The following is a 25,673-nucleotide window of genomic DNA, read 5'->3' on the forward strand; positions in this document are numbered from 1 at the left end:
GCGCGCACGGCGTTCTCATAATCCGAGCCATAGTTTGACGTGTCCGCGACAATCTTGCGGGCGCGGTACGCCTCCACCGAACCCCACGGAAGGCACCCCCTTGAAGTCTCTCCTCAAGGCGCTCAAGAGATGCGCCGTCGCGGCCACGGCCGCGCTCGCCGTCGCCAGCCTCCAGCCCGTGTCCGCCGCGCAGGCGGCCCCCGCCCCCGTCGTCGGCGGAACCCGCGCCGCGCAGGGCGAGTTCCCGTTCATGGTGCGGCTCTCGATGGGCTGCGGCGGCGCCCTTTACACCCAGCAGATCGTGCTCACCGCCGCGCACTGCGTGGGCCGTACCGGCGCCAACACCGGCATCACCGCCACCGCCGGCGTCGTGGACCTGCAGTCCAGCAGCCGGATCCAGGTGCGCTCCACCTACGTCTACCGCGCCCCCGGCTACAACGGCGACGGCAAGGACTGGGCGCTCATCAAGCTCGCCCAGCCGATCAACCTGCCCACGCTGAAGATCGCCACGACCACGCAGCACAACACCGGCACCTTCACCGTGGCCGGCTGGGGCGCGGCCACCGAGGGCGGCTCCCAGCAGCGCTACCTGCTCAAGGCGACCGTGCCGTTCGTGAGTGACGCGACCTGCCGCTCGTACAGCGGCTACAGCGGTCTCATCGCGAGCGAGGAGATCTGCGCGGGCTACACCGCGGGCGGCGTCGACACCTGCCAGGGCGACTCCGGTGGCCCCATGTTCCGCCGGGACGCGGCGAACCAGTGGATCCAGGTCGGCATCGTCAGCTGGGGCATCGGCTGCGCCCGCCCCAACGCCCCCGGTGTCTACACCGAGGTCTCCACCTTCGCCTCCGCCATCGCCTCGGCGGCGGCCGGGCTCTGAGTCCTGACGCACGAGGGGCGCGTACGAACCCGTACGCGCCCCATCTTTCGTCAGAACCCGCCGCCGCCGAAGTCCCCGCCGCCCCCGAAGTCGCCGCCGCCGAAGTCCCCGCCGCCGAAGCCGCCCGTGAAGTCGTCCGAGGCGAAGTCGGCGCCCGAGACGTCACCGCCCTCGTAGCCGCCGCCGAAGTCGCCGTAACCGGCCCCGTAGTCGGCGGCGTAGGCGGGGCTCGCCATCATGCCGCCGAGCATCGTGCCGATGAGCAGGCCCGGGAGGAGGCCGCCGCCGAAGTAGCCGCCGGCATAGGGGCCGTAGGCGGGTCCGGCGTCCCAGTAGGGACGGCGGGCGCCGGTGTCGGTGGTGACCTCGCGGATCATCGGGTCCTGGCCGTCGGCGAGGCGGGCCTCGTCAGCCGCGCAGACCGGGACCTCGCGGGTGGCGCCGCCGGACGGTGTCCAGGTCACGTCGGCGACCGAGGGGCCGTGCCGGGGGTCGAAGAAGCAGGGCGGCCGGCGGTCGGGCAGCGGGCGGCCCTCGCGGCGGGCGGCGAGCACGGCCAGCGCGTGGCGGCCGTCCTCCAGGGCCTGGGTGACGCCCTTGACCTCCTCCGGTCTGGTCGCCGCGGCCATCAGGCGCTTGGCCTGTTCGTAGGAGTCCAGGGCGTGTTCGTAGTCGGTGCGCATCGCGTCGTCGGCGCCGGGCTCGCCGGGGTGGAAGTCCAGGCGGTCCAGTTCCTCGCCGAACGCGGTGATGTCCTCGTCGACCACCACCCGCAGCTTCTCCAGCGCGGCCCGCTGTTCCCGCTCGTGCGCGAGGCGCCGGCGCCGGACCAGCGTGTAGGCGCCCGCGCCGCCCGCCGCCAGGACCACTCCGGTGGTGACCAGACCGGCGACCGGCACACCGGCGTCGGTCGTGGAACCCCAGGAGGAGGGTGCGGAGCCGCCCACGTTGTTCAGGGCGGCGTCGACGAAGTCGTTCAGCTGGGCCTTGACGTCGTCGGTGCCCCGTACGGACGTCACCAGGTTGTTCACTCCCTGTCGGCTCAGCACCGAGGAGTCGGCCCGGGCGCCGAAGCGGTCACCGCTGCGCACCGCGTACAGGCCGGTGATCCCGGTCTCGGTACGCAGGTTCAGGAAGAGGTCCCGCTCGGGCTGGTCGGCCGGGAGGACGGCGACGAAGACGGGTTTGCCGGCGTCCCTGATCTTGTCGGCGAGCGCCTCGGCGTCCGCGGACGAGAGCTGGTCGGAGGCGGCGGGGTCCACGTAGACGGGGTCTTCGCGCAGGGCCTCGGCGACCGTCGACGGGTCCGCGGCCGCGAACGCGCCGGGCGCGCCGGTCGTCAGCACCGCCAGCGTGGCGGCGACCGGGACGAGGGCCCACCGGACAAGGCCCCGGAGCAACGGAGTCCTCATACCTCGACGCTACCTGACGAAACGGGCAAACGTACCGGGCCCGGGGGAGCCAATCCCGCCGGGCCCGGTACCTGCCTACTGCGCCGGCTCCACTCCCGCCCGCAGCAATCCGTAGGTGTACGCGTCCTCCAGTGCCTGCCAGGACGCCGCGATGACGTTCTCCGCCACGCCTACCGTGGACCACTCGCCGGTGCCGTCGGAGGTGGAGATCAGGACGCGGGTGGTGGACTGGGTGCCGTGGACGCCCTCCAGGATGCGGACCTTGTAGTCGACCAGGTCCAGCTTGGCGAGCTGGGGGTAGATCTTCTCCAGGCCGACGCGCAGGGCGCGGTCCAGGGCGTTGACCGGGCCGTTGCCCTCCGCCGTGGCGACGATGCGCTCGCCCTTGGCGAAGAGCTTCACGGTGGCCTCGTTGGCGTGGCTGCCGTCGGGGCGGTCCTCCACGATCGCGCGCCAGGACTCGACGCCGAAGTACTTCAGGGGCTTGCCCTCGACCTCGGCGCGCAGCAGGAGTTCGAAGGACGCGTCCGCCGCCTCGTAGGTGTAGCCCTTGAGTTCGCGCTCCTTCACCCGCTCGACGACCCGGCCGACCAGCTCCCGGTCGCCGCCCAGATCGACGCCGAGCTCCTTGCCCTTGAGCTCGACGGAGGCGCGGCCCGCCATGTCGGAGACCAGCATCCGCATGGTGTTGCCGACCTGCTCGGGGTCGATGTGCTGGTACAGGTCCGGGTCGACCTTGATCGCGGAGGCGTGCAGGCCCGCCTTGTGGGCGAAGGCCGAGACGCCGACGTAGGGCTGGTGGGTGGAGGGGGTGAGGTTCACGACCTCGGCGATGGCGTGGGAGATCCGGGTCATCTCCCGCAGGTGCCCGTCGGGGAGGACCTTCTTGCCGTACTTCAGCTCCAGCGCGGCCACGACCGGGAACAGGTTGGCGTTGCCCACGCGTTCGCCGTAGCCGTTCGCCGTGCACTGGACGTGCGTCGCGCCCGCGTCCACCGCGGCGAGGGTGTTGGCGACCGCGCAGCCGGTGTCGTCCTGGGTGTGGATGCCGAGCCGGGCGCCGGTGTCGGCCAGCACCGTCGAGACGACCGCCTGGACCTGCGCCGGGAGCATGCCGCCGTTGGTGTCGCAGAGGATCACGACGTCGGCGCCCGCCTCCGAGGCCGTACGGACGACGGCCTTGGCGTACTCGGGGTTGGCGCGGTAGCCGTCGAAGAAGTGCTCGCAGTCGACGAAGACCCGGCGGCCCTGTTCCGCCAGGAACGACACCGTGTCCCGGACCATCTCCAGGTTCTCGTCCAGGGTGGTGCGCAGCGCGAGTTCCACATGCCGGTCATGGGACTTGGCGACCAGCGTGATGACCGGGGCGCCCGACTCCAGCAGCGCCCTGACCTGCGGGTCGTCCGCTGCCTTGGCGCCTGCCCGGCGGGTGGCGCCGAAGGCGACCAGCTGCGCGTGCCGGAAGTGGATCTCCCGCTGGGCGCGGGCGAAGAACTCGGTGTCCCGCGGGTTGGCGCCGGGCCAGCCGCCCTCGATGAAGCCCACGCCGAAGTCGTCCAGGTGCCGTGCGATGGCCAGCTTGTCCGCGACGGTGAGGTTGATCCCCTCGCGCTGCGCGCCGTCGCGCAGGGTGGTGTCGAAGACGTGGAACGAGTCGTCGAGTTCGCTGGTTTCCGTCATGGTCTGAAGGCTCCTGAGGTCTGGATCTCGGTCTGTACCGGAATGACCGGCTCCACCGTCCTCCAATGATCCCTCGCGCTGCGGTCCCGGCTGCAGGTGGGCCAGAAATGCGAAAAACCCCTCGCGGGTGCGAGAGGTCTGCGCGCGGGTCGAGAACGACGGTGTCCGCCCGTACCTGGTCGTACGTGGCGGTCACTGCGGACCGGCGCGCCTGCTGCCAATAATCATGGCGAACGAGAGCACGGGGGCAGTGTGGCACAGACCGCCCCCGCGCTCACCGCCGTCTCACAATGCGAACCCCTTGCTGGTCACCGCGGCCGGAGTCACCGCAGCCGGAAGAGGAAGCCGTCGCCCGCCGCATTGGTGTCGCCGGGGACGAGTTCGGACGAGGCGGAGTGGACGGACAGCAGCCGCCCGTCCCGGGCGAACCCGCTGGGTGCCGCGTACCCCTCGGTCTGCGGTCCGCCCGCCAGGGTGCGGGTGACGAGCTGGGTACGGCCGGTCCGCAGATCCCGGACATGGACGTTCTCCGCGACGACCTCGTCGCCCGACCGGGTCTCGGTGGTGTAGGCGAGACGGCTGCCGTCGGGGCTGAGCAGACCGGCGCCGAGCCCGCCCGCGCCGTCGTGGGTGATCCACCGGGTCGCCCCGGTGCGGCTGTCGTACAGGTAGAGCTCCCAGGTGTACTCCGGCGCCTCGGGAACCACGCTCTCGTCGAAGGAGGTGTACGAGACGAACCGGCCGTCCGCCGAGAGGGTCGCGCCCGCCGGGCTGCCGTCGGTGGGCTCGCCCGCGACCGCGTTCACCAGCTTCTGCTCCCCGGTGCCCAGGTCGACGTGCCACAGCTCGTGCCGCCCGCCGCGCGGGTGCCGCTGCACATAGGCCAGGTGGCTGCCGTCGGCGCTCAGGGTGACGCTCGGGACGTACCAGTCCGCCGGGATGCGGTCGCTGACCCGCTGGGCGGTGCCGGTGCGGCGGTCGACGACGTAGGCGAGGGTCTGGTCGCTCGCGGCCCCCTCCATCCGCTGCGCCGAGGCACCGAAGGCGACGTACCGGCCGTCGGCCGACATGTCGAAGGTGTCGAACGCCCAGGCGGAGCCGCCGTCGGCGCCGACGCTGACCCGTTCCGTGCGGCCGGTGCTGCGGTCGTGGACGTAGACGTCCTCCACATGGCCGGCGGGCGGTCCGGAGGGCCACTCGGCGAGGTTCTTCGCCGAGGACATGAAGGCGACGTACCGGCCGTCGGCGCTGATCTCCGCCTGGTGGCTGCCCGAACCCCCCTCCGCCTGGCTCCCGTCCGAGGCGACGTTGACCCGCTCCACGGTGCCGCGGCGCAGATCGCGGACGAACACATCGCTTTGGCCGTTGGTGTCCCCCGGCACCACGTCCGGATCCGCCGAGACGAACGCGGCATGGCGCCCGTCCGCGGTGAGCGCCGCGCCGCCCGACCCCGTCCCGATCTGTTCCCCCGCCGCCGTCAGCGTGATCCGCTCGGGCCCGGGCTTCGGCGCCGGCGCCGCCGATGTCGCCGACAGGGCGACCATCGCCCCCGCGAGCACGGCGACGGACACCCCACGCATGGTTCTGAGCACGTTTCCCCCGTGATGCTTCCCCCGGCCCTGCGCCAGGGCTTGCGTCGAGACAAACGCACCACGCGACACCGCGTCAATCCGTCGAATTGAGTACAACCCGGGCGTACCGTCAAGCGTCCGCGAGGAGGCCTTCGCGGAGGAACTCCTGTACGTGGCCGAGAACTTGCGCCCGGTCGGTGCCGCGCAGCCCGATCGCCACGTGGATGGAGAAGCCGTCGAGGAGGGCCCGGAGGCGGGCCGCGAAACGGTCCGGGTCGACCGGGCGGAACTCTCCCCGGGAGACCCCCTCGGCCAGCAGGGCGACCAGGTCGCGGTGCCAGGCGCCCTCGATCGCGGCCTGCCGGTCCCGGGCGGTGTCGTCGGCGTTCTGCGAGCGGTTCCAGACCTCCAGCCACAGCGTCCAGTGCGGGTCGCGATGGCCGTCCGGGACGTACAGGTCGACATACGCATCGAGCCGTTCCCGGACCGGGCCGGTCCCGGTCAGCAGCCGGCCGCGCTCGGCGCCGAGCCGGCCCTCGCTCCACTCCAGGGTCTGCAGCAGCAGTTCGTCCTTGGAGCCGAAGTAGTAGAGCAGATGGCCACTGCTCATCCCGACCTCACGGCCGAGCGCCGCCATGGTGAGCTTCTCCAGACCGCGCTCGGCGATCATCTCCATGGCGGCGACGAGGACGTCCTCCCGCGGCGGCGCGTGCTTGCGCGCACCGGCCATCCGACGGCTCCTAGATCTTCGGCTGCTGCTGGGTGATGCAGTGGATGCCTCCACCGCCCGCGAAAATGGTACGGGCGTCCACCAGCGTCACCGTCCGCTCGGGGAACAGCCGCCGGAAGATCCCGGCCGCGATCTCGTCGCGGGGGTCGTCGAAGGCGCACAGGACGACTCCGCCGTTGCAGAGGTAGTGGTTGATGTAGGAGTAGTCGACCCAGTCGCCCTCCTCGTCCTTGAGGACGGTGGGCGCGGGGATCTCGACGACCTCCAGGCGGCGGCCCTTCGCGTCGGTCTGGCCGCGCAGGATCTCCAGGTACTGCCGGGACCGGGCGTGGTCCGGGTGGTCCGGGTTCTGCTGGCTGTGCACGACGACGGTGCCGGGCCGGGCGAACGCCGCGACGATGTCGACGTGACCCTGGGTGCCGTACATGCCGTAGTCGCCGGCCAGGCCGTGCGGGAGCCAGATCGCCTTGCTGGTGCCGAGCTTGGCGTGGATCTCCGCCTCGACCTGCTCCCGGGTCCAGTCGGGGTTGCGGCCCGCGCCGAGCTGGACGGTGTCGGTCAGCAGGACCGTGCCCTCGCCGTCGACGTGGATCGCGCCGCCCTCGTTGACCAGCGTCGAGGGCAGGACGGGGACCCCCGCCAGATCCGCCACATGCCGGGCGATCTTGGAGTCGTGCTCCCAGCGGGCCCAGTCCTGGCCGCCCCAGCCGTTGAACACCCAGTCCACGGCGGCCAGTCGGCCCTCCTCGTCCTTGACGAAGGTGGGGCCGATGTCGCGCATCCACGCGTCGTCGAGCTCCCGCTCGGCCAACTCGATGTCCGGGCCGAGCAGTTCGCGCGCCGAGTCGCCCTGTCCTGGTCCGTGCACCACCGTCACCGGCTCGAAGCGGCGTACCGCGCGGGCCACGGACGCCCAGGCGGCGCGGGCCTCGGCCAGCTCCTCCTCGGTGGTGAAGGTGGGGTTGGGGCCGGGCCAGGCCATCCAGGTGCGCTCGTGCGGAGCCCACTCCGGGGGCATACGGAAGGTCATCTCAGGTCCTAGAGGAAGTAGAGGCGGTTCAGGGAGACCGAGTCGGCCGGTTCGGAGCGCAAGGGCTCTCCGTCGAGGGTGACGAGCCCGGTGCGCTGGTCGACGTCGACGGCTCCGGTACGGGAGTTCAGGCGCAGGTCGGCCGGTCCGATGCCGCGGGTGCCGCGGACGGCGACCCGGCGACGCCGGGTGGGCATGGTGTCGTGGCCCTGGTCGAGGGCGGCCTGGGCGACGAAGGCGACGGAGATCTCGGCGGGAGTGGCGCCGTGCGCGCCGAACTGCGGGCCCAGGACGAGGGGTTCGCAGGTGTCGGTGGCCGCGTTGGGGTCACCGGTCACCCCGTAGGCGGGGAAGCCGGACTTCAGCACCAGCTGCGGTTTGGCGCCGAAGTACTCGGGGCGCCAGAGCACGATGTCGGCGAGCTTGCCGACCTCGAGCGAACCGACCTCGTGCGCGAGCCCGTGGGCGATGGCCGGGTTGATGGTCAGCTTGGCCATGTAGCGCAGGACGCGCTCGTTGTCGTGGCCGACGCCGGGGTCGCCCAGCTCGGCCTTCATCTTGCCGGCCATGGCGAACGTACGGCGGACGGTCTCACCGGCGCGGCCCATGCCCTGCGCGTCGGAGGAGGTGATGCCGATCGCGCCCAGGTCGTGCAGCACGTCCTCGGCGCCCATGGTCCCGGCGCGGATGCGGTCGCGGGCCATGGCGGCGTCGCCGGGCAGGTCCGTCTTCAGATCGTGGACGGAGACGATCATGCCGTAGTGCTCGGCGACCGCGTCCCGCCCGAAGGGCAGCGTGGGGTTGGTCGAGGAGCCGATGACGTTCGGGACGCCCGCCATCTTCAGCACGTTGGGCACGTGTCCGCCGCCGCAGCCCTCGATGTGGAAGGCGTGGATGGTGCGGCCCTCCAGCACCCGCAGGGTGTCCTCGACCGACAGGCACTCGTTCAGGCCGTCGCTGTGCAGGGCGACCTGGACGTCGTGCTCCTCCGCCACTCGCAGCGCGGTGTCCAGCGCCCGGGTGTGCGCGCCCATGTCCTCGTGCACCTTGAAGCCGGACGCGCCGCCCTCGGCGAGCGCCTCCACCAGCGGCGCGCCGTCGGAGGACGAACCCCGCCCGAGGAAGCCGATGTTGACCGGCCAGGCGTCGAAGGCGCCGAAGGCGTGCTTCAGTGCCCACGGGGAGTTCACGCCGACGCCCCACACGGGCCCGAACTCCTGCCCGATGACCGTGGTGACGCCGGAGGCCAGCGAGGCCTCCATGATGCGCGGTGACAGCAGATGGACATGGGTGTCGACGGCACCGGCGGTGGCGATCAGCCCCTCGCCGGACACGATGGACGTACCGGTGCCGACCACGACGTCGACCCCGTCGAGCGTGTCCGGGTTCCCGGCCCGCCCGATCGAGCTGATCCGGCCCTCGCGGATGCCGATGGAGACCTTCCGGATGCCCTGGACGGCGTCGATCACCACGACATTGCTGATGACGACGTCGCAGGTCTCCCGGACGGCGGCGGCCTTGAGATGGATCCCGTCGCGGGCGGTCTTGCCGAACCCGGCCAGGAACTCGTCGCCGTGGCGCTGGGAGTCGGACTCGATCTTGACGGTGAGGCCGGAGTCGCCGAGGCGGATCCGGTCGCCCGCGCGGGGGCCGTGGGTGGCGGCGTACTCGTACGGCGTGAGGCGGCGGGCCTCGGCGGGGTGGCCTCCGGGGCGGCTCATCGGGCGGCCTCCTCTCCGGGGACGCCCAGATATCCGCAGGCGGCGGCCCTGCGCAGGGCCTCTTCCCTGGCTCCCGGCGCGTCCAGCGGCCCGTCGACGAGCCCGGCGAAGCCGATCGCGATCCGGGCGCCGCCGATCGGCACCAGGCCGACCTCGGCGCTCTCGCCCGGCCCGAAGCGCACGGAGGACCCGGCGGGGACCGCGAGCCGCATGCCGTAGGCCCGCTGGCGGTCGAAGTCGAGGCGCGGGTTCGCCTCGAAGAAGTGGAAGTGGGAGGTGACGGAGACCGGCACGGCGGCCGTGTTGGTGACCGGAAGACGCACGGCGGCTGCGGGCTCGGGGTGCTCGGGGCCGGGCAGCAGCGCGCCGGGCGCCTCGGCTCCGAGCCCGGCGCCGATCGGGTCGGAGACGACCGCGAGCCGGGAGCCGTCGTCGAAGACCGCCTCCACGTGCACCTCGGTGACCACGTCCGCGACCCCGGGCAGCACATCGTCCGGGCCGAGCACCGAGCGGGCGGCCTCGACGGCCTCGGCCAGCCGCCGGCCGTCCCGGGCCGCCTCACAGACGGTGTCCGCGATCAGGGCGGTGGCCTCCGGCACGTTCAGCCGCAGACCGCGGGCCCGGCGGGCACGGGCCAGCTCGGCGGCTCCGAAGAGCAGCAGCCGGTCACGTTCCGTGGGAGTCAGTCTCATGACGCGGGCACCTCCTTGCCTTCCAGTCGTTAGAACAACACTCTAAACATCAGATTCGTACGAGGGAAACATTGACGTGCCAGCTCCGGAAACGTCACATTGAGCGTCGCTCTAACTTCTCAGGCGGCCGATCAAGGGAGACCAGCCATGCCGATGGAACGGCGCGGAGTCGACACCATCCCCGACGAGGAACGCACCAGCGGACCCCGTGACCTCGTCTCGATCCTGGTGGGGTCGAATCTCTGCCTCGGCGTGATCATCTTCGGGTGGCTGCCGCCGTCCTTCGGCCTCGGCTGGTGGGCGTCGGTCAGCTCGATCCTGGTGGGCACCGCCGTCGGCGTCGCCCTGACCGCGCCGCTCGCCCTGATTTCCCTGCGCACGGCGACCAACCTGTCCACCTCCTCCGGCGCCCAGTTCGGGGTGCGCGGCCGGCTGGTCGGCTCGGTGGTCGGCCTGCTGCTCGCCCTCGGCTACACCGCGCTGACCGTGTGGATCGGCGGCGACGTGATGCTCGGCGTCCTGACCCGCCTGTTCGGCGTCCCCGCAAGCGACCTCTCCTACGGCCTGGTCTACGGCCTGCTCGCCGCGGCGACGGTCACCGGCGCGGTCTACGGCTACCGCGTGCTGCTCGCCCTGTCCCGCGTCCTCGCGGTCGGCATGACAGTCCTGCTGCTGCTCGGCGTCCTCGCCTACGCCCCCGACTTCACGACCGCCGCGCTCCCCGAGGCCGGCGGCTATCTGCTGGGCGGGTTCTGGCCGACGTGGCTGCTGGCCGCGGTGGCCGCGGGCCTGTCGGGCCCCATCGCCTTCATCACCCTGCTGGGCGACTACACCCGCTACATCTCCCCGGCCCGCCACTCCTCCCGCAAGGTCCTGCACGCCACCTGGCTCGGGCTCGCCCTCGGCCTGCTCGTCCCGCAGCTCTTCGGCACCTTCACGGCGTACGCGGCCGGCGCGGCCCTCGACTACGCCGGTCCCCTCGTGGACGCGGCCCCCACCTGGTACCTGGTCCCGCTGCTGCTCGCCGCCTCCGCGGGCTCGGTCGGCAACGCGGGTCTGATGCTCTACTCCATGGGCCTCGACCTGGACGCCATCCTGCCGCGCGCCTCCCGGGCGACCGCCACTTACACGGTCGCGGTTCTCGCCACGGTCTGCGTCTTCGTCGGCCACTACGCCTCCACCGCCCAGGACGCGATGACCTCCTTCGTCCTGCTGCTGACGGCGATCGGCACACCGTGGGCGGTCATCACCCTGATCGGCTTCGCGCGCTGCCGGGGGGTGTACGACGCGGAGGCCCTCCAGGTCTTCAACCGCCGTGCGCGGGGCGGGATCTACTGGTTCACCGGCGGCTGGAACATCCCGGCGACGGTGTCCTGGGCGCTGGGGGCGACGGTCGGCGTGCTCGCGGTGGCGCTGCCGTCGTACGAGGGCCCGCTGCTCGCGCTGACCGGCGGGGTGGACTGCAGCTTCCTGCTGTCGGGCGCGGTGGGAGCCGCGCTGTACCTGGCGCTCACGGCCCGGGAGAGCACGAAGGCCGCCGTGGACCCGCGGTCCACGACGGCCTTGGCGAACAACGAGGTCCAGGAGCCCGCGACGCCGGGATGATCCGAACGGGAAGGCCTAGGCGAGCCGGTGCATCCAACCGTGCTTGTCCTCGGCGGTGCCGCGCTGGATGTCCAGGAGGGCCCGGCGCAGCCGCATGGTGACCTCGCCGGGCTCCCCGCCCGACTGCGTCCACTCCGCGCCGGTCCGCTTCACCGTGCCGACCGGCGTGATGACGGCGGCCGTACCGCAAGTGAACACCTCGGTCAGGGTGCCGTTCTCGGAGTCGCGCTGCCACTGGTCGACGGAGATCCGGCCCTCCTCGGCCTCGTAGCCGAGGTCACGGGCGACGGAGAGCAGCGAGTCGCGCGTGACGCCCTCCAGGATGGACCCGGTGAGGGCCGGCGTGACGATCTTGTCGCCGTACACGAAGTACAGGTTCATGCCGCCGAGCTCCTCGACCCACTTGCGCTCGACCGCGTCGAGGTAGCAGACCTGGGCGCAGCCCTTCGCGGCGGCCTCCGCCTGGGCGAGCAGGGACGCGGCGTAGTTGCCGCCGGTCTTGGCGTAGCCCATGCCGCCGGGCACCGCGCGGACGTGGTCCTCGGAGACCCAGATGGAGACCGGCTGCACGCCGCCCGGGAAGTAGGCGCCGGCCGGGGAGGCGATGACGAGGAAGAGGTAGTCGTTGGCCGGCTTCACACCGAGCCCGACCTCCGTCGCGATCATGAACGGACGCAGGTACAGCGACTCCTCGCCGCCGTGCTCCGGGACCCAGGCCACGTCCTGCGCGACGAGCGCGTCGCACGCCTCGATGAAGGTCTCGACCGGGAGCTCGGGCATGCCGAGGCGGCGGGCGGACTCCTGGAAGCGCTTGGCGTTCTTGTCCGGGCGGAAGGTGGCGACGGTGCCGTCGGGCTGACGGTAGGCCTTCAGGCCCTCGAAGATCTCCTGCGCGTAGTGCAGCACCATGCTGGCCGGGTCGAGGGAGATCGCCGCGTACGGGACGAGCTGACCGTCGTGCCAGCCGCGGCCCTCGGTCCACTTGATGGTCACCATGTGGTCGGTGAAGTGGCGGCCGAACCCCGGGTTGGCCAGGATCGCCGCGCGCTCGGCGTCGGCGAGCGGGCTGGCGGAGGGCTTGAGCTCGATCGTGGGCGTCGTCATGAGTGGTTGTCCTTCACCGGTTTTGGTTGTGGCGGGCCGCGGTCGCGCCAGTACTGTCAGTGGCCAGTGCTAGGACGTCCGAGCATTCCCTCATTCCGCGGCTCCGCGTTCGATTATCGCGCGCGGGGAGCCGTGGAAGAAACGGCGTGAATGCGGCCCAGGGGTTGATGGTGACACCCGGCGGGGACATGCGGAAGCCGCCGGGTGCTGGAGAGACCCGGCGGCTTCGAGTGGCGCGACGGGTCAGCCGGCTACTCGTACGGCGAGCGCGTCGCCGATCTCGGAGGTGCTGCGGGCGGGCTTGCCGACCCGCGCGGTCAGGTCGGCCGCGACCGCCTCGTCGATCCGGGCGGCCTCGGTGTCGTGGCCGAGGTGGCGCAGCATGAGCGCGACGGACAGGACCGTGGCGGTGGGGTCGGCCTTGCCCTGGCCCGCGATGTCGGGCGCGGAGCCGTGCACCGGCTCGAACATCGAGGGGTACTCGCCGGAGGGGTTGATGTTGCCGCTCGCGGCGACGCCGATGCCGCCGGAGACGGCCGCGGCGAGGTCGGTGATGATGTCGCCGAAGAGGTTGTCGGTGACGATGACGTCGAACCGCTCGGGCTGGGTGACCAGGTAGATGGTCGCGGCGTCGACGTGCATGTACTCGGTGGTGACGTCGGGGTACTCCGCGGCCACCCGGTTGAAGACGTCGGTCCACAGGTGACCGGCGAAGGCCAGCACGTTGTTCTTGTGGATCAGCGCGAGCTTCTTGCGCGGCCGGGCCTGGGCGCGGGCGAAGGCGTCCCGGACGACCCGCTCGACACCGAAGGCCGTGTTCACGGAGACCTCGGTGGCGACCTCGTGCGGGGTGCCCTTGCGGATGGTGCCGCCGTTGCCGGTGTAGGGGCCCTCGGTGCCCTCGCGGACGACCACGAAGTCGATGGCCGGCTGGCCCTTCAGGGGCGTCTCCACGCCCGGGAGGAGCTTCGACGGACGCAGGTTGACGTGGTGGTCGAAGAGGAAGCGGAGCTTGAGCAGGAAGCCGCGCTCCAGCACGCCGGACGGGACCGTGGGGTCACCGATCGCGCCGAGCAGGATGGCGTCGTGCTTCCTGAGCGCCTCGGCGTCGGCCTCGGTGAGGGTCTCACCGGTGGCGTGGTAGCGCCGGGCGCCGAAGTCGTACTCCTTGGTCTCCAGCTTCACATCCTGCGGGAGGACGGCGGAGAGGACCTTCAGGCCTTCGGCCACGACTTCCTGCCCGATGCCGTCACCGGGGATCACTGCCAGATTGAGGATGCGAGAGCTAGCCGACATGCGCAGCACCCTACTCCTCGTCCCATGGGATGACACGCCATGTCCGCGATGCGGACAGCCGAGCGGCCGCAACTCCATCGTGTCGGCTGCCGTTCACCCGTACGACCCACGGGTGTTGGGGTTCGCTGGGAAGTTCTCCGTCATGGACCTCCCCGACGTCGGAATTCCGCCGCGGCTCGCGCGCCGGATGAGCATGGCCGAGCAGTACGAGTACGCGCACACCAAGCTGACCCGACGCCGCGCGCTGGTGACGGCGGGCGCGGTGGCGGGCGGAGCGCTGACCGGCTGCTCGGGTGCGGGCACCACCGCCTCCTCGGCCCCGTCCCGGTCCGCGACCACGAAGGTGCCGGGTTCGGCGGTCAGGCCCTTCGGCCGCCATCTCGCCTTCGGCGCCGACCCGCGCACCCAGATGCGGATCTCCTGGCAGGTCCCGGCGGCGGTCGGGAAGCCGTACATACGCATCGGCGCCCGCCCGGACGAGCTGGGCCGCAAGGTGGAGGCCGAGATCCGCGCCCTGCACACGCCGGGCGTGGAGGGCGTACGCCTCGCACTGGAGCAGTACTACGTGCACGCGGCCCTGGACGACCTGCTGCCGGGCACGACGTACTACTACGGCGTGGGCCACGAGGGTTTCGACCCGGCCGCGCCCCCGCACCGCTCCACCGTCGCCTCCTTCCGTACCGCGCCCGCGAACCCGGAGTCCTTCGTGTTCACGGCCTTCGGCGACCAGGGCGTCAGCGACGCGGCCGAGGCCGGTGACCAGCTGCTGCTGCGTCAGGACCCGGCGTTCCATCTGCACGCAGGCGACATCTGCTACGCGAACGTCAAAGGCCGGGGCGAGGAATCGGACGGCTACGACCCCGGGTTCTGGGATCTGTTCCTCAAGCAGAACGAGCCGGTCGCCAAGACCGTGCCGTGGATGGTGACCACCGGCAACCACGACATGGAGGCCTGGTACTCCCCCGACGGCTACGGCGGCCAGGTGGCCCGCTTCAGCCTCCCGGAGAGCGGCTTCGACCCGCGGACCGCGCCGGGGGTGTACTCCTTCGTCTACGGCAACGTCGGCTTCGTGGCGCTGGACGCCAACGACGTGTCGTACGAGATCCCGGCGAACCTCGGGTACACCGGGGGCCGGCAGACGATGTGGCTGGCCGGGCGGCTGCGGGAGCTGCGGGCGTCGGCGGCGGTGGACTTCGTCGTCGTCTTCTTCCACCACTGCACCTACTCGACGTCCACGCACGCCTCGGACGGCGGGGTGCGCGCCGAGTGGCTGCCGCTGTTCGCCGAGCACCGGGTGGATCTGGTGATCAACGGCCACAACCATGTCTACGAGCGGACCGACGCCATCAAGAACGGCGAGGTGGGCCGCCCGGTGCCGATCGGCGCGGCGACCGACCCGGCGCGGGACGGCACGGTGTACGTCACGGCCGGCGGAGGCGGCAAGGATCTGTACGGCTTCCCGGCGGGCGTCGAGGAGAGCTACGAGGGCCGGGTGAAGGACCGCGAGTCGGTGGACACCTTCCGGTGGACCAGGTCGCGGTCGGTGAAGCGGGAGACCGTGGAGTGGTCCCGCGTGCGCTACCGGGGCTTCTCGGTCCTGAAGGTGGAGGCGGTCAGCGGGGCCGGTGCGCGGCTGAAGGTGTCCGCCCTCGCCCACGACGGCAAGCGCGTCGACCATTTCGAGGTGCGGCGCGGCGCCTGAACCCCGCGCCGCACCTCGCGCGGGTGCGGCTCCCGGCGTGTGCGGTCCGGCTCAGTGGCCGGTGGCGCCGCCGTTGTCACGGCGGTCGAGCGCGCGCTGGAGGGCGGCGGCGGCGTTCTTGCGGTCGGACTCGCTGGAGCGGGGGAGGTGACGGACTCGGCGGGCGGTCGTCTCGGCCATGGGAAATCGACTCCTTCGAGAAACCTGGAGTGCGGAAGAGGGGTACGAGACTCCCCCACTGCCTAATGGGCGTGGGAGGTGCCCCCAGCGGGGAGCGGTGGCCGCAGGGGTTGCCTGCACGGGGCCCGGCTCACGACCGCCATTCGCTTGATCGAGCGAGACGTTCGGCTCCTACAAAGTTAAGGGAGCGGGACGCTTCTGTCTCCACAATTACTCGGACTTCCTACTATCTGAGACGGCAGGCACGCGAACGGGCCGGATCCCGAAGGACCCGGCCCGTTCGAGGCTGTCGGCGATCAGCCCATGTGCGGGTACGTGTAGTCGGTCGGCGGGACCAGCGTCTCCTTGATCGCGCGGGTCAGCGTCCAGCGCATCAGGTTCTGCGGGGCGCCGGCCTTGTCGTTGGTGCCGGAGGCCCGCCCGCCGCCGAAGGGCTGCTGGCCGACGACGGCACCGGTCGACTTGTCGTTGATGTAGAAGTTGCCGGCCGCGTAGCGCAGCTTGTCCATGGTGTACGCGGTGGCCGCGCGGTCGCTGGAGATGACCGAGCCGGTGAGGGCGTAGTCGGAGCCGGACTCCATCTGGGTCAGCATCTGCTCGTACTTGTCGTCCTCGTAGACGTGCACGGCGAGGATCGGGCCGAAGTACTCGGTGGTGAACACCTCGTTCGCCGGGTCGTCGCACTCGATGACGGTCGGGCGGACGAAGTAACCCACCGAGTCGTCGTAGGAGCCGCCCGCCACGATCGTGCAGGACGGGTCGGACTTGGCGCGGTCGATGGCGGCCTTGTTCTTGGCGAAGGCACGCTCGTCGATGACGGCGCCGATGAAGTTCGCCAGATCGGTGACGTCACCCATGGTGAGGTAGTCGACCTCGGCGGCGAACTCCTCCTTGAAACCGGAGTTCCAGATCGACGCCGGGATGTAGGCGCGGGAGGTCGCCGAGCACTTCTGGCCCTGGTACTCGAAGGCGCCGCGGGTCAGCGCGGTCTTCAGGATGGCGCGGTCGGCGCTCGGGTGGGCGACGACGAAGTCCTTGCCGCCGGTCTCGCCGACCATGCGCGGGTAGGTGCGGTACTTCTCGATGTTGTTGCCGACCGTCTTCCACAGGTACTGGAAGGTCTTGGTCGAGCCGGTGAAGTGGATACCGGCGAGATCGCGGTGCTCCAGGGCGACCTTGGAGACCTCGATGCCGTCACCGGTGACGAGGTTGATGACGCCCTTGGGCAGGCCCGCCTCCTCCAGCAGCTGCATCAGCAGCACGGCGGCGTGGGTCTGCGTCGGGGACGGCTTCCACACGACGACGTTGCCCATGAGCGCGGGGGCGGTGGGCAGGTTGCCCGCGATGGCCGTGAAGTTGAACGGTGTGATCGCGTAGACGAAGCCCTCCAGCGGGCGGTGGTCGAGCCGGTTCCACACGCCGGGGGAGTTCGCCGGGGGCTGCTCGGCGAGCAGGTCACGGGCGTACTTGACGTTGAAGCGCCAGAAGTCGACCAGCTCGCAGGGGGTGTCGATCTCGGCCTGCTGGGCGGTCTTGGACTGGCCGAGCATGGTGGAGGCGGCCAGCGTCTCGCGCCAGGGACCGGCCAGCAGCTCGGCGGCGCGCAGGATGATCGCCGCGCGGTCGTCGAAGGACATCGCGCGCCAGGCCGGGGCGGCGGCGAGGGCGGCGTCGATGGCGTCCTGGGCGTCCTGCCGGGTGGCGTGGGCGAAGGTGCCGAGGCGGGCCTTGTGGTTGTGCGGCTGCACGACGTCGACACGCTCGCCGCCGCCCATCCGCTTCTCGCCGCCGATGGTCATCGGCAGGTCGATCGGGTTGTCGGCCAGCTCCTTGAGTTTGGCCTCCAGCCGGGCGCGCTCGGGCGAGCCGGGGGCGTAGCCGTGCACCGGCTCGTTGACGGGGGTGGGGACCTGGGTCACAGCGTCCATGAGATCCGTAACTCCTTGTACGTGAGCGGGTGTTTCGGGCTCAGCCCTTGGTGACCATCGAGCGGACGAAGAAGCGCAGGTTCGCCGGCTTCTCCGCCAAACGCCGCATGCTGTGCTTTCCCGGGGGCCGACCCCCGGACCCCCAGCAGGGGGAAGTCTCTGCGTACGTCATGTCTCAGCCTCGGGTGAGCATGCTGCGGACGAAGAAGCGCAGGTTCGCCGGCTTCTCCGCCAGGCGCCGCATGAAGTAGCCGTACCAGTCGGTGCCGTAGGCGGTGTAGACGCGCATCCGGTGGCCCTCGGCGGCCAGGCGCAGGTGCTCGTCGCCGCGGATGCCGTAGAGCATCTGGAACTCGTACTCGTCGAGCTTGCGCCCGGCGCGGTGGGCCAGCTCCTGGGCGATGGAGATCAGACGCGGGTCGTGGGACCCGATCATCGGGTACCCGGAGCCCTCCATCAGGATGCGCATGATCCGGACGTACGCCTTGTCGATCTCGGCCTTGTCCTGGTACGCGACCTCGGCGGGCTCCTTGTAGGCGCCCTTCACGATGCGCACCCGGCTGCCGTTCGCGGCCAGGCGGCGGGCGTCGGCCTCGGTGCGGAACAGGTAGGCCTGGATCACGCAGCCTGTCTGCGGGAAGTCCTTCCGCAGTTCCTCGTGGATGGCGAACATCGAGTCGAGGGTCGTGTGGTCCTCCGCGTCCAGGGTGACCGTGGTGCCGATGGCGGCGGCGGCCTCCACCACCGGGCGGACGTTCGCCAGCGCCAGCTCGTGGCCGCCGGGCAGCGCCTGGCCGAACATCGACAGCTTCACGGACATCTCCGCGCGGGTGCCGAGCTCCAGCCCCTTGAGCCGGTCGATCAGCGCCAGATAGGCGTCGCGGGCGGCCTCGGCCTGCGCGGGGGTGGTGATGTCCTCGCCGACCACGTCCATGGTCAGATCCAGGCCCTTGGCCGTGAGGTCCTCGACGATCGGGACGATCTCGTCCACGGTCTCGCCGGGGATGAACCGGTCGACGACCTGCTTGGTGACCGGAGCGGCCGAGACGAGACGTCGCATCCGGTCGCTGCGCGACGCGGCGAGAATCACGGGACCCAGCACGGGGCACCTCCACAACCATCAGAAACAGGCCGTATCCCAACGGTTCGGGTACGGCACGGAGAACCACCGTGAAACCTAAGGATCCCTCCGATCCTCGGCCATCGACAGCTGTCACGCATCCGTGCCGCAGATCTCATACAGATGTATGAGGCACCTCGGAAAATGCGGGAGAATGCCCGGGTGACGTCGGAATTCAAGGGTGACTACCAGGAGCTGGTCGACGAGATCTCGGAGCTGCTGGGCGCCCCGGCGACCCTGGAGAACCGCGACTTCGAGCTGATCGCCTTCGGCGCCTATGACAGTGAGGACGAGCTGGACGCCTCCGCGCTGGACCCCGTGCGCACCCGCTCGATCCTGACCCGCCGCTCCACGGCCGCCGTCCGCGCCTGGTTCGAGGGCTTCGGCATCACCCGCGCGAGCGCCCCCGTCCGCATCCCGCCCACCCCGGAGGCCGGCGTCTACCGCGGCCGGATCTGTCTGCCGGTACGTCATCGGGGCGTGGTCCTCGGTTACGTCTGGCTCCTGGACGACGACCCGGGGCCCACCGACCGCCGGCTGGCCGCCGCGATGGACGTCACCGTCCGCATCGGCGCCCTGCTCGCAGACGAGGCCCAGCACGGCGCCGACCTCACCCGTGAGCTGCGGGCCGTCCTCACCGCCGAGCGGGACTGGCAGCGCGAGATGGCCGTCGCCGAACTCCGCACCGCCCTCGGCGTACGCGCCGACTCCCTCCACACGGTCGTCTGCGTCGCCCCTTGGCCCTCAGCCGACCCGGACGACGCCCCCTCGGTGCGCACGGTGCCGGGCGCCACGGCGCTGTGCACGGTGCCGTGGGGGGCGACGGCCCACTCGCTGGCGCTGCTGATCCGGCTGCGCTCCCCGGAGGTGCTGACTCCGGCGACCGCCGCGGCCGGACGGCTGCTGGAGCGGGTGGGCGGACCCGGGGGCGCGGGCATCGCGGCCGCCCGGGCCGGGCTCGGGGAGCTGGGGGCGGCCTGGCGGGAGGCGTCGGCCGCGGCGCGCGCGGTGCTGGCCGAGCCGCGGCTCGGGCCCGTCGCGCAGTGGGCGCGCATCGGCCCGTACCGCCTGCTCACCGCGCTGCCGCCGGGGACGGCGCTCGATCCGGCGGTGGCCCCGCTGCTCTCCCCGGCGCACCGGGAACTCGCGCGCACCGCCGAGGTCTACCTCGACCGCGCGGGACAGGCGGCGCGCACGGCCGCCGAGCTCGGGATCCACCGGCAGACGCTCTACTACCGGCTGTCCCGGGTGGAGCAGCTGACGGGTCTCGATCTGGACGACGGGGAGGACCGGCTGCTGCTGCACATGGCGCTGAAGGGGGCGCGGCTGTAGTCGGCCTCCTAGTTCCGGGTGGCGGCCTCGATCACCTGACGCAGCCCTTCGGTGAGCTGCTCCGCGCCCGGCGCGGTCTTCGGGTCGAAGGTCCACTGGGCGATGAGGCCTGTCATGAGGGTCACGTAGAACATGCCGAGGGTGTCGGCGGTCCCGTCCTCGACGTCCTCCTCGCGCCCGCCCATGAGCAGCGGAATCAGACCGCGCCCGGCCTCCCGCTGAGCCACCGCCAGATGGTCGCGGACCTCCGGGAGTTGGTCGCCCATGACGACGATCTCCATGCTGAGCCGCCACAGCGAACCGGGCTCGCGCATGGTGGCGATGATGTTCGACCACACCTGCTGGAACCGCTCGACCGAACCCGGCTCCGCGGTGATCCCCGCGGCCCTGTCGCCCTCGAAGGCGTCGCCCACCTCCTCGACCAGCGCCACGTAAGCCTGCGCCAGCAACGCGTCCTTCGAGCCGTAGTGATAGCCGATCGACGCCAGGTTGGTCCCCGACTCCCTGACGATGTCGCGCGCGGTCGTCCGCACGAACCCCTTCGCCAGCAGGCAGCGCTTGGCGCCTTCGAGCAGATCCTCACGGTGTCCCATGACGGACAGCCTACCCTCGGTCCATACGTCCGTCCTATACACTCGTCATAGACGGACGTTTTATACGTGTGTACATTCCCCGCCATGACAATCAACCCCCTGTCCCCCACCCGTGCGGGCCGCCGTGAGTGGACCGCGCTCGGCGTGCTGATGCTGCCGCTGCTGCTGGTGTCGATGGACGTCTCGGTCCTCTACTTCGCCGTCCCGGTGATCGGCGCCGACCTGGCACCGACCGGCACCCAGCAGCTCTGGATCTTCGACATCTACGCCTTCGTCCTGGCCGGCCTGCTGATGACGATGGGCTCGCTCGGCGACCGCATCGGCCACCGCCGCCTCCTGCTGATCGGCGCCGCCGCCTTCGGCACCGCCTCACTGGCCGCGGCCTACGCCAACAACGCCGGGATGCTGATCGCGGCCCGCGCGGTGCTCGGCATCGGCGGCGCGACCCTGATGCCCTCGACGCTGGCCATGCTCCGCACGATGTTCACCGACCCCGGCCAGCGCGCGAAGGCGATCGGGCTGTGGTCCGGCGTCATGACGGCCGGGGTGGCGCTCGGTTCGGTGCTGAGCGGGGTCCTGGTGGAGTACTTCTGGTGGGGCTCGGTGTTCCTGGTCAACCTGCCCGCGATGGCGCTCCTGCTGCTCCTCGGCCCGCTGCTGCTCCCCGAGTCGAAGGACCCCGAGCCCGGCCGCTTCGACCTGCTGAGCGTCCCGCTGTCGATGGCGGCCGTACTGCCCGTGATCTACGGCCTGAAGGAGATCCCCTCCGAGGGCTGGAACGTCCGCTAGGTCGTCTCGGTCACCGTCGGCCTGCTCTTCGCGACGCTCTTCGTCCACCGCCAGCGCACGGCCGCCTCCCCGATGATCTCCCCCGCCCTGTTCCGCGGCCGGGGCTTCGCCCCCGCGGTCGCCCTGAACCTCGTCTCGGCGTTCGGCATCATGGGCTCGGCGTACTTCACCACGCAGTACCTGCAGTCCGTCCTCGACAAGAGCGCGCTGGAGGCGGCCCTGTGGGCGCTGCTGCCGTCGGTGCCGATCGGGGCGGCGGCACCGATCGGTACCCGGCTGGTGCAGAAGGGCGCCGACCGGGCCCATGTGGTCACCGGCGGCTTCCTGATCGCCGCGTCGGGCTTCGGGCTGCTGTCCTTCGCCGGTACCGACTCGCTGTGGCTGGTGCTGACCGGGTGCGCGGTGCTCGCCGTCGGCGCGGTCGTGGTGATGTCCCAGATCATGGACCTGGCGATGGGCGCCGCCCCGGTGGAACGGGCGGGCTCGGCGTCCTCCCTGATGGAGACCGGCGCCGAGTTCGGCGGCGCGCTGGGCATGGCCCTGCTCGGCTCCATCGGTACGGCGGTCTACCGCCACGGGATCCCGGACTCGGCCCCGGCACCCGCCCACGAGACGCTGGGCGGGGCGCTGGCGGTCGCCGACCGGGTGCCGGGCCTCGCCACGGCCGCACGGGAGGCGTTCACCAGCGCGATGCAGGGGGCGGCGGTCGCGGGGGCGGTGGTGCTGGCGGGGGCGGCGGTACTGGCGGCGCTCACCCTGCGGCGGATCGAGGTGCGGGAGCAGACATGCGAAACGCCGGACGAGCCGAGAGACCTCAGCGCGTCCGGCGTTTGAGCGGCAGTGGCGTCAGGTCAGGTTCACCGCACGGGCGGACGTCGCCCCGATCTCCTCGGCGACCTCCGCCAGCACCCCGGAGGGCACCGTGTCGTCCACCGTCAGCACGGCCAGCGCCTCGCCGCCGGCGACCGCGCGGGACACCTGCATGCCGGCGATGTTGATGCCCGCCTCGCCGAAGACCCGGCCCACGGTGCCGACGACACCCGGACGGTCCTCGTAGCGCAGCACCACCATGTGGTCGGCGAGCGCGAGGTCCACGTCGTAGTCGCCGACCGCGACGAGCTTCTGGAGGTGCTTGGGGCCGGCCAGGGTGCCGGAGACCGCGACCTCCTCGCCGCTGCCGAGCGTGCCGCGCACGGTGACGACATTGCGGTGGTCGGCCGACTCCGAGCTGGTGGTCAGCCGCACCTCGACGCCGCGCTCCTGGGCGAACAGCGGGGCGTTGACGTAGGAGACCGTCTCGGCGACGACGTCCTCGAAGACGCCCTTGAGCGCGGAGAGTTCGAGCACCTTGACGTCGTGCTGGGTGATCTCGCCGTACACCTCGACGTCGAGGCGGACCGCGACCTCACCGGCGAGCGCGGTGAAGATCCGGCCGAGGCGCTCGGCGAGCGGCAGGCCCGGCTTGACGTCCTCGGCGATGACACCGCCCTGGACGTTCACCGCGTCCGGGACCAGCTCACCGGCGAGCGCGAGCCGCACCGAGCGGGCGACGGCGATACCGGCCTTCTCCTGCGCCTCGTCGGTGGAGGCACCGAGGTGCGGGGTGGCGACGACCTGGTCGAACTCGAAGAGCGGGGAGTCCGTGCAGGGCTCCTTCGCGTACACGTCGAGACCGGCACCGGCGACCCGGCCCTCCTTGAGGGCGGAGTACAGCGCCTCCTCGTCGACGATCCCGCCGCGCGCGGCGTTGACGATGCGGACGCTCGGCTTGACCTTGCGCAGCGCCTCGTCGCCGATGAGACCGACGGTCTCCGGGGTCTTGGGAAGGTGGACGGTGATGAAGTCGGAGACCTCGAGCAGCTCGTCCAGCGACAGCACCTTGACGCCCATCTGCGCGGCGCGGGCGGGCTGGATGTACGGGTCGTAGGCGACGACCTTCATACCGAAGCCGGACATGCGCTGGGCGACCAGGGCACCGATCCGGCCGAGCCCGACGACGCCCAGGGTCTTCTCGGCGAGCTCGACGCCCGTGTACTTGCTGCGCTTCCACTCGCCGTTCTTCAGCGCGGCGTTGGCCTGCGGGATGTGGCGGGCGGTGGCGACGAGGAGGCCGCAGGCCAGCTCGGCGGCGGTCACGATGTTGGACGTGGGGGCGTTGACGACCATCACGCCGGCCTTGGTGGCGGCGGAGACGTCGACGTTGTCCAGGCCGACGCCGGCTCGTGCGACGACCTTCAGCTTGTGCGCGGCGGCGATGGCCTCGGCGTCGACCTTGGTGGCCGAGCGGATCAGGATCGCGTCCACGTCGGCGATGGCCGGGAGCAGCTCGGCCCGGTCGGCGCCGTTGCAGTGGCGGATCTCGAAGTCGGGGCCGAGCGCGTCGACGGTGGCGGGCGACAGCTCTTCAGCGATGAGTACGACGGGTTTCGAGCTCACGTGAGTCCTCACATGTCCATTGCGGACGGCCGTCCCGACGGCCGCTGGCGGTGGAGGGGCTTGCCGCGTGGAAGACGCACGACGCTGTGGGCCTGACGCGTATGTTGTCGAGAAGTGTAGTGCTGCGGGCCGAGGCGTCTTACGCCGCAGCGGAAGGATCACCCGTCCGTGGCTGGACGTGGTGGACAACGGGGCCGGAGCGACCGCTCCGACCCCGTGACATGCGGCTTACGCCTCCTCGTCGACCCAGCTCATGAGCTTGCGCAGCTCCTTGCCCGTGGTCTCCAGCAGGTGCTCGGAGTCCTGCTGCTTGTACTCGTTGTACTTCTTCAGACCGCCGTGGTACTCGTCCATCCAGGCCTGCGCGAAGGTGCCGTCCTGGATCTCCGCGAGGACCTTCTTCATCTCGGCCTTGGTGGCGTCGGTGATGATCCGCGGGCCGGTGACGTAGTCGCCCCACTCGGCGGTCTCGGAGATCGACCAGCGCATCTTCTCCAGGCCGCCCTCGTACATGAGGTCCACGATCAGCTTCAGCTCGTGCAGGCACTCGAAGTACGCGATCTCGGGCTGGTAGCCGGCCTCGGTCAGCGTCTCGAAACCGGCCTTGACCAGGGCGGCGGTGCCACCGCAGAGGACGGCCTGCTCACCGAACAGGTCGGTCTCGGTCTCCTCGGTGAAGGTCGTCTTGATGACGCCGGCGCGGGTGCCGCCGATGCCCTTGGCGTACGACAGGGCGAGCGCGAAGGCGTTGCCCGTGGCGTCCTGCTCGACGGCGGCGATGCACGGAACGCCGCGGCCCTCCTCGTACTGGCGGCGGACCAGGTGGCCCGGGCCCTTGGGGGCGACCATGCAGACGTCGACGCCGGCCGGGGGCTTGATGAAGCCGTAGCGGATGTTCAGGCCGTGGCCGAAGAACAGCGCGTCGCCGTCCTTCAGGTTCGGGGCGATGTGCTCCTCGTAGACCTGGGCCTGGATCGGGTCCGGGACGAGGATCATGATGACGTCGGCCTCGGCGGCGGCCTCCGCCGGCGTCACCACGCGCAGGCCCTGCTCCTCGGCCTTGGCCTTGGACTTGGAGCCCTCGTGCAGACCGACGCGCACGTCGACACCCGAGTCACGGAGCGACAGCGCGTGGGCGTGGCCCTGGCTGCCGTAACCGATGACCGCGACCTTGCGGCCCTGGATGATGGACAGGTCGGCGTCGGCGTCGTAGAACAGCTCGGCCACTTTGGGTTCTCTCCTTGTGTGCAGGTGTTGCGTCCCACCGTATGACGGCGGGCGGAAGGGAAGTTCGGGGGTCTCGGTATGCGGGCGGCCGGTGTTCCCCGGCCGCCCGGATCCGTCGTTATGCCGACCGGTCGAGGGCGCGCAGCGAGCGGTCCGTGATCGAGCGTGCTCCGCGTCCGATCGCGATCGTGCCGGACTGGACGAGCTCCTTGATCCCGAACGGCTCCAGCATCTTCAGCATCGCCTCCAGCTTGTCGCTGGAGCCGGTGGCCTCGATCGTGACGGCCTCCGGGGAGACGTCGACGGTCTTGGCGCGGAACAGCTGGACGATCTCGACGATCTGGGAGCGCGTCTCGTTGTCGGCGCGCACCTTCACCAGAACGAGTTCGCGCTGCACGGCCGAACCGGGCTCCAGCTCGACGATCTTCAGCACGTTGACGAGCTTGTTGAGCTGCTTGGTCACCTGCTCCAGCGGCAGGTCGGCCACGCTGACCACGATGGTGATGCGGCTGATGTCGGGGTGCTCGGTGACACCGACCGCGAGCGAGTCGATGTTGAAGCCGCGGCGGGAGAACAGGGCGGCGATCCGCGCCAGGATGCCGGGCGTGTTCTCCACCAGGACCGAGAGCGTGTGCTTGGTCATTT

20 protein-coding genes and 1 pseudogene are annotated in these 25,673 nt (G+C 71.1%); 5 read left to right on the plus strand and 16 right to left on the minus strand.

The genetic code is table 11. The features are described 5' to 3' along the window. Nucleotides 1–100 precede the first annotated feature (100 nt). The gene (locus tag ACFYW5_RS00820; RefSeq protein WP_389414786.1) at nucleotides 101–880 is read left to right on the plus strand and encodes a S1 family peptidase; all 780 of its coding nucleotides are present in this window, start codon (nucleotides 101–103) and stop codon (nucleotides 878–880) included. A 50-nt stretch (nucleotides 881–930) separates the two neighbouring features. Here the strand turns inward: ACFYW5_RS00820 and ACFYW5_RS00825 are convergent, their stop codons facing one another. The 7 genes from ACFYW5_RS00825 to ureA all read right to left on the minus strand — a co-directional run bounded on the left by ACFYW5_RS00825 (nucleotide 931) and on the right by ureA (nucleotide 9,716). Then, entirely contained in the window at nucleotides 931–2,292 is a 1,362-nt protein-coding gene (locus tag ACFYW5_RS00825; RefSeq protein ID WP_389414787.1) for a hypothetical protein, read from the minus strand. Nucleotides 2,293–2,367: 75 nt separating this feature from the next. Then, the gene (gene cimA, locus ACFYW5_RS00830) at nucleotides 2,368–3,972 is read right to left on the minus strand and encodes a citramalate synthase (protein ID WP_389414788.1); all 1,605 of its coding nucleotides are present in this window, start codon (nucleotides 3,970–3,972) and stop codon (nucleotides 2,368–2,370) included. A gap of 323 nt (nucleotides 3,973–4,295) precedes the next feature. Continuing rightward, complete coding sequence (locus ACFYW5_RS00835) at nucleotides 4,296–5,543, minus strand: TolB family protein (protein ID WP_389414789.1); 1,248 nt, start codon at nucleotides 5,541–5,543, stop codon at nucleotides 4,296–4,298. 130 nt (nucleotides 5,544–5,673) lie between these two features. Then, the gene (locus ACFYW5_RS00840; protein WP_389414790.1) at nucleotides 5,674–6,273 is read right to left on the minus strand and encodes a TetR/AcrR family transcriptional regulator; all 600 of its coding nucleotides are present in this window, start codon (nucleotides 6,271–6,273) and stop codon (nucleotides 5,674–5,676) included. Between the two features lie 10 nt (nucleotides 6,274–6,283). After that, the gene (locus ACFYW5_RS00845; protein ID WP_389414791.1) at nucleotides 6,284–7,303 is read right to left on the minus strand and encodes an agmatine/peptidylarginine deiminase; all 1,020 of its coding nucleotides are present in this window, start codon (nucleotides 7,301–7,303) and stop codon (nucleotides 6,284–6,286) included. Nucleotides 7,304–7,311: 8 nt separating this feature from the next. Then, on the minus strand, nucleotides 7,312–9,024 hold the full coding sequence (locus tag ACFYW5_RS00850; RefSeq protein ID WP_389414792.1) for an urease subunit alpha: 1,713 nt from the start codon (nucleotides 9,022–9,024) through the stop codon (nucleotides 7,312–7,314). After that, the gene (gene ureA / locus ACFYW5_RS00855) at nucleotides 9,021–9,716 is read right to left on the minus strand and encodes an urease subunit gamma (RefSeq protein WP_389414793.1); all 696 of its coding nucleotides are present in this window, start codon (nucleotides 9,714–9,716) and stop codon (nucleotides 9,021–9,023) included. The genes ACFYW5_RS00850 and ureA overlap by 4 nt, the downstream gene beginning before the upstream one ends. 147 nt (nucleotides 9,717–9,863) lie before the next feature. Between ureA and ACFYW5_RS00860 the strand changes: the two genes are divergently transcribed. Beyond that, entirely contained in the window at nucleotides 9,864–11,321 is a 1,458-nt protein-coding gene (locus tag ACFYW5_RS00860; protein WP_389414794.1) for a cytosine permease, read from the plus strand. Between the two features lie 15 nt (nucleotides 11,322–11,336). Here the strand turns inward: ACFYW5_RS00860 and ACFYW5_RS00865 are convergent, their stop codons facing one another. Both ACFYW5_RS00865 and ACFYW5_RS00870 read right to left on the minus strand, forming a co-directional pair. Continuing rightward, entirely contained in the window at nucleotides 11,337–12,425 is a 1,089-nt protein-coding gene (locus tag ACFYW5_RS00865; protein ID WP_389414795.1) for a branched-chain amino acid aminotransferase, read from the minus strand. 243 nt (nucleotides 12,426–12,668) lie between these two features. Next, nucleotides 12,669–13,721, minus strand: coding sequence for a 3-isopropylmalate dehydrogenase (locus tag ACFYW5_RS00870; protein WP_389414796.1), 1,053 nt, complete (start codon nucleotides 13,719–13,721; stop codon nucleotides 12,669–12,671). Between the two features lie 142 nt (nucleotides 13,722–13,863). Here ACFYW5_RS00870 and ACFYW5_RS00875 point away from each other — a divergent pair, with 142 nt between their 5' ends. Then, entirely contained in the window at nucleotides 13,864–15,423 is a 1,560-nt protein-coding gene (locus ACFYW5_RS00875) for a purple acid phosphatase family protein (protein WP_389414797.1), read from the plus strand. A 51-nt stretch (nucleotides 15,424–15,474) separates the two neighbouring features. Here ACFYW5_RS00875 and ACFYW5_RS00880 read toward each other — a convergent pair whose 3' ends face one another. From ACFYW5_RS00880 to ACFYW5_RS00890, 3 genes are all read right to left on the minus strand, one after another. After that, nucleotides 15,475–15,603, minus strand: coding sequence for a hypothetical protein (locus ACFYW5_RS00880; protein ID WP_389414798.1), 129 nt, complete (start codon nucleotides 15,601–15,603; stop codon nucleotides 15,475–15,477). A 296-nt stretch (nucleotides 15,604–15,899) separates the two neighbouring features. Continuing rightward, nucleotides 15,900–17,531, minus strand: a complete 1,632-nt coding sequence (gene pruA / locus ACFYW5_RS00885) for an L-glutamate gamma-semialdehyde dehydrogenase (protein ID WP_389414799.1) — start codon at nucleotides 17,529–17,531, stop codon at nucleotides 15,900–15,902. Between the two features lie 175 nt (nucleotides 17,532–17,706). Then, nucleotides 17,707–18,633: a proline dehydrogenase family protein gene (locus ACFYW5_RS00890; protein ID WP_389414800.1), complete on the minus strand. Its 927-nt coding sequence runs from the start codon at nucleotides 18,631–18,633 to the stop codon at nucleotides 17,707–17,709. 162 nt (nucleotides 18,634–18,795) lie between these two features. On the opposite strand from ACFYW5_RS00890, the gene ACFYW5_RS00895 reads away from it, so the two are divergent. Beyond that, complete coding sequence (locus tag ACFYW5_RS00895) at nucleotides 18,796–19,983, plus strand: PucR family transcriptional regulator (RefSeq protein WP_389414801.1); 1,188 nt, start codon at nucleotides 18,796–18,798, stop codon at nucleotides 19,981–19,983. Nucleotides 19,984–19,991: 8 nt separating this feature from the next. On the opposite strand, the gene ACFYW5_RS00900 is transcribed toward ACFYW5_RS00895, so the two are convergent. Next, nucleotides 19,992–20,576 carry a TetR/AcrR family transcriptional regulator gene (locus ACFYW5_RS00900; protein WP_389414802.1) on the minus strand — a complete coding sequence of 195 codons (585 nt, stop codon included), beginning with the start codon at nucleotides 20,574–20,576 and terminating at the stop codon, nucleotides 19,992–19,994. 84 nt (nucleotides 20,577–20,660) lie between these two features. Between ACFYW5_RS00900 and ACFYW5_RS00905 the strand changes: the two are divergent. Next, nucleotides 20,661–22,199: pseudogene (locus ACFYW5_RS00905) on the plus strand (MFS transporter). A 12-nt stretch (nucleotides 22,200–22,211) separates the two neighbouring features. Here ACFYW5_RS00905 and serA read toward each other — a convergent pair. The 3 genes from serA to ilvN form a co-directional block, all read right to left on the minus strand. After that, nucleotides 22,212–23,801, minus strand: coding sequence for a phosphoglycerate dehydrogenase (gene serA / locus ACFYW5_RS00910; RefSeq protein ID WP_389414803.1), 1,590 nt, complete (start codon nucleotides 23,799–23,801; stop codon nucleotides 22,212–22,214). A 228-nt stretch (nucleotides 23,802–24,029) separates the two neighbouring features. Next, complete coding sequence (gene ilvC / locus ACFYW5_RS00915; protein ID WP_389414804.1) at nucleotides 24,030–25,028, minus strand: ketol-acid reductoisomerase; 999 nt, start codon at nucleotides 25,026–25,028, stop codon at nucleotides 24,030–24,032. Between the two features lie 118 nt (nucleotides 25,029–25,146). Beyond that, entirely contained in the window at nucleotides 25,147–25,671 is a 525-nt protein-coding gene (gene ilvN / locus ACFYW5_RS00920) for an acetolactate synthase small subunit (protein WP_383313593.1), read from the minus strand. Nucleotides 25,672–25,673 lie beyond the last annotated feature (2 nt).

Source organism: Streptomyces sp. NPDC002779 (genome assembly GCF_042888685.1).
GTDB lineage: Bacteria > Actinomycetota > Actinomycetes > Streptomycetales > Streptomycetaceae > Streptomyces.

Excerpts from the sequence above, each read along its gene's own strand:
- ACFYW5_RS00860 (WP_389414794.1), top strand. The coding sequence starts at position 9,864 with ATGCCGATGGAACGGCGCGGAGTCGACACCATCCCCGACGAGGAACGC.
- ACFYW5_RS00845 (WP_389414791.1), bottom strand. The coding sequence starts at position 7,303 with ATGACCTTCCGTATGCCCCCGGAGTGGGCTCCGCACGAGCGCACCTGG.
- ilvN (WP_383313593.1), bottom strand. The coding sequence starts at position 25,671 with ATGACCAAGCACACGCTCTCGGTCCTGGTGGAGAACACGCCCGGCATC.
- ACFYW5_RS00895 (WP_389414801.1), top strand. The coding sequence starts at position 18,796 with ATGCGGGAGAATGCCCGGGTGACGTCGGAATTCAAGGGTGACTACCAG.
- ACFYW5_RS00825 (WP_389414787.1), bottom strand. The coding sequence starts at position 2,292 with ATGAGGACTCCGTTGCTCCGGGGCCTTGTCCGGTGGGCCCTCGTCCCG.
- ACFYW5_RS00900 (WP_389414802.1), bottom strand. The coding sequence starts at position 20,576 with ATGGGACACCGTGAGGATCTGCTCGAAGGCGCCAAGCGCTGCCTGCTG.
- ureA (WP_389414793.1), bottom strand. The coding sequence starts at position 9,716 with ATGAGACTGACTCCCACGGAACGTGACCGGCTGCTGCTCTTCGGAGCC.
- ACFYW5_RS00870 (WP_389414796.1), bottom strand. The coding sequence starts at position 13,721 with ATGTCGGCTAGCTCTCGCATCCTCAATCTGGCAGTGATCCCCGGTGAC.
- cimA (WP_389414788.1), bottom strand. The coding sequence starts at position 3,972 with ATGACGGAAACCAGCGAACTCGACGACTCGTTCCACGTCTTCGACACC.
- pruA (WP_389414799.1), bottom strand. The coding sequence starts at position 17,531 with ATGGACGCTGTGACCCAGGTCCCCACCCCCGTCAACGAGCCGGTGCAC.
- ACFYW5_RS00840 (WP_389414790.1), bottom strand. The coding sequence starts at position 6,273 with ATGGCCGGTGCGCGCAAGCACGCGCCGCCGCGGGAGGACGTCCTCGTC.
- ACFYW5_RS00850 (WP_389414792.1), bottom strand. The coding sequence starts at position 9,024 with ATGAGCCGCCCCGGAGGCCACCCCGCCGAGGCCCGCCGCCTCACGCCG.
- ACFYW5_RS00880 (WP_389414798.1), bottom strand. The coding sequence starts at position 15,603 with ATGGCCGAGACGACCGCCCGCCGAGTCCGTCACCTCCCCCGCTCCAGC.
- ACFYW5_RS00865 (WP_389414795.1), bottom strand. The coding sequence starts at position 12,425 with ATGACGACGCCCACGATCGAGCTCAAGCCCTCCGCCAGCCCGCTCGCC.
- ACFYW5_RS00875 (WP_389414797.1), top strand. The coding sequence starts at position 13,864 with ATGGACCTCCCCGACGTCGGAATTCCGCCGCGGCTCGCGCGCCGGATG.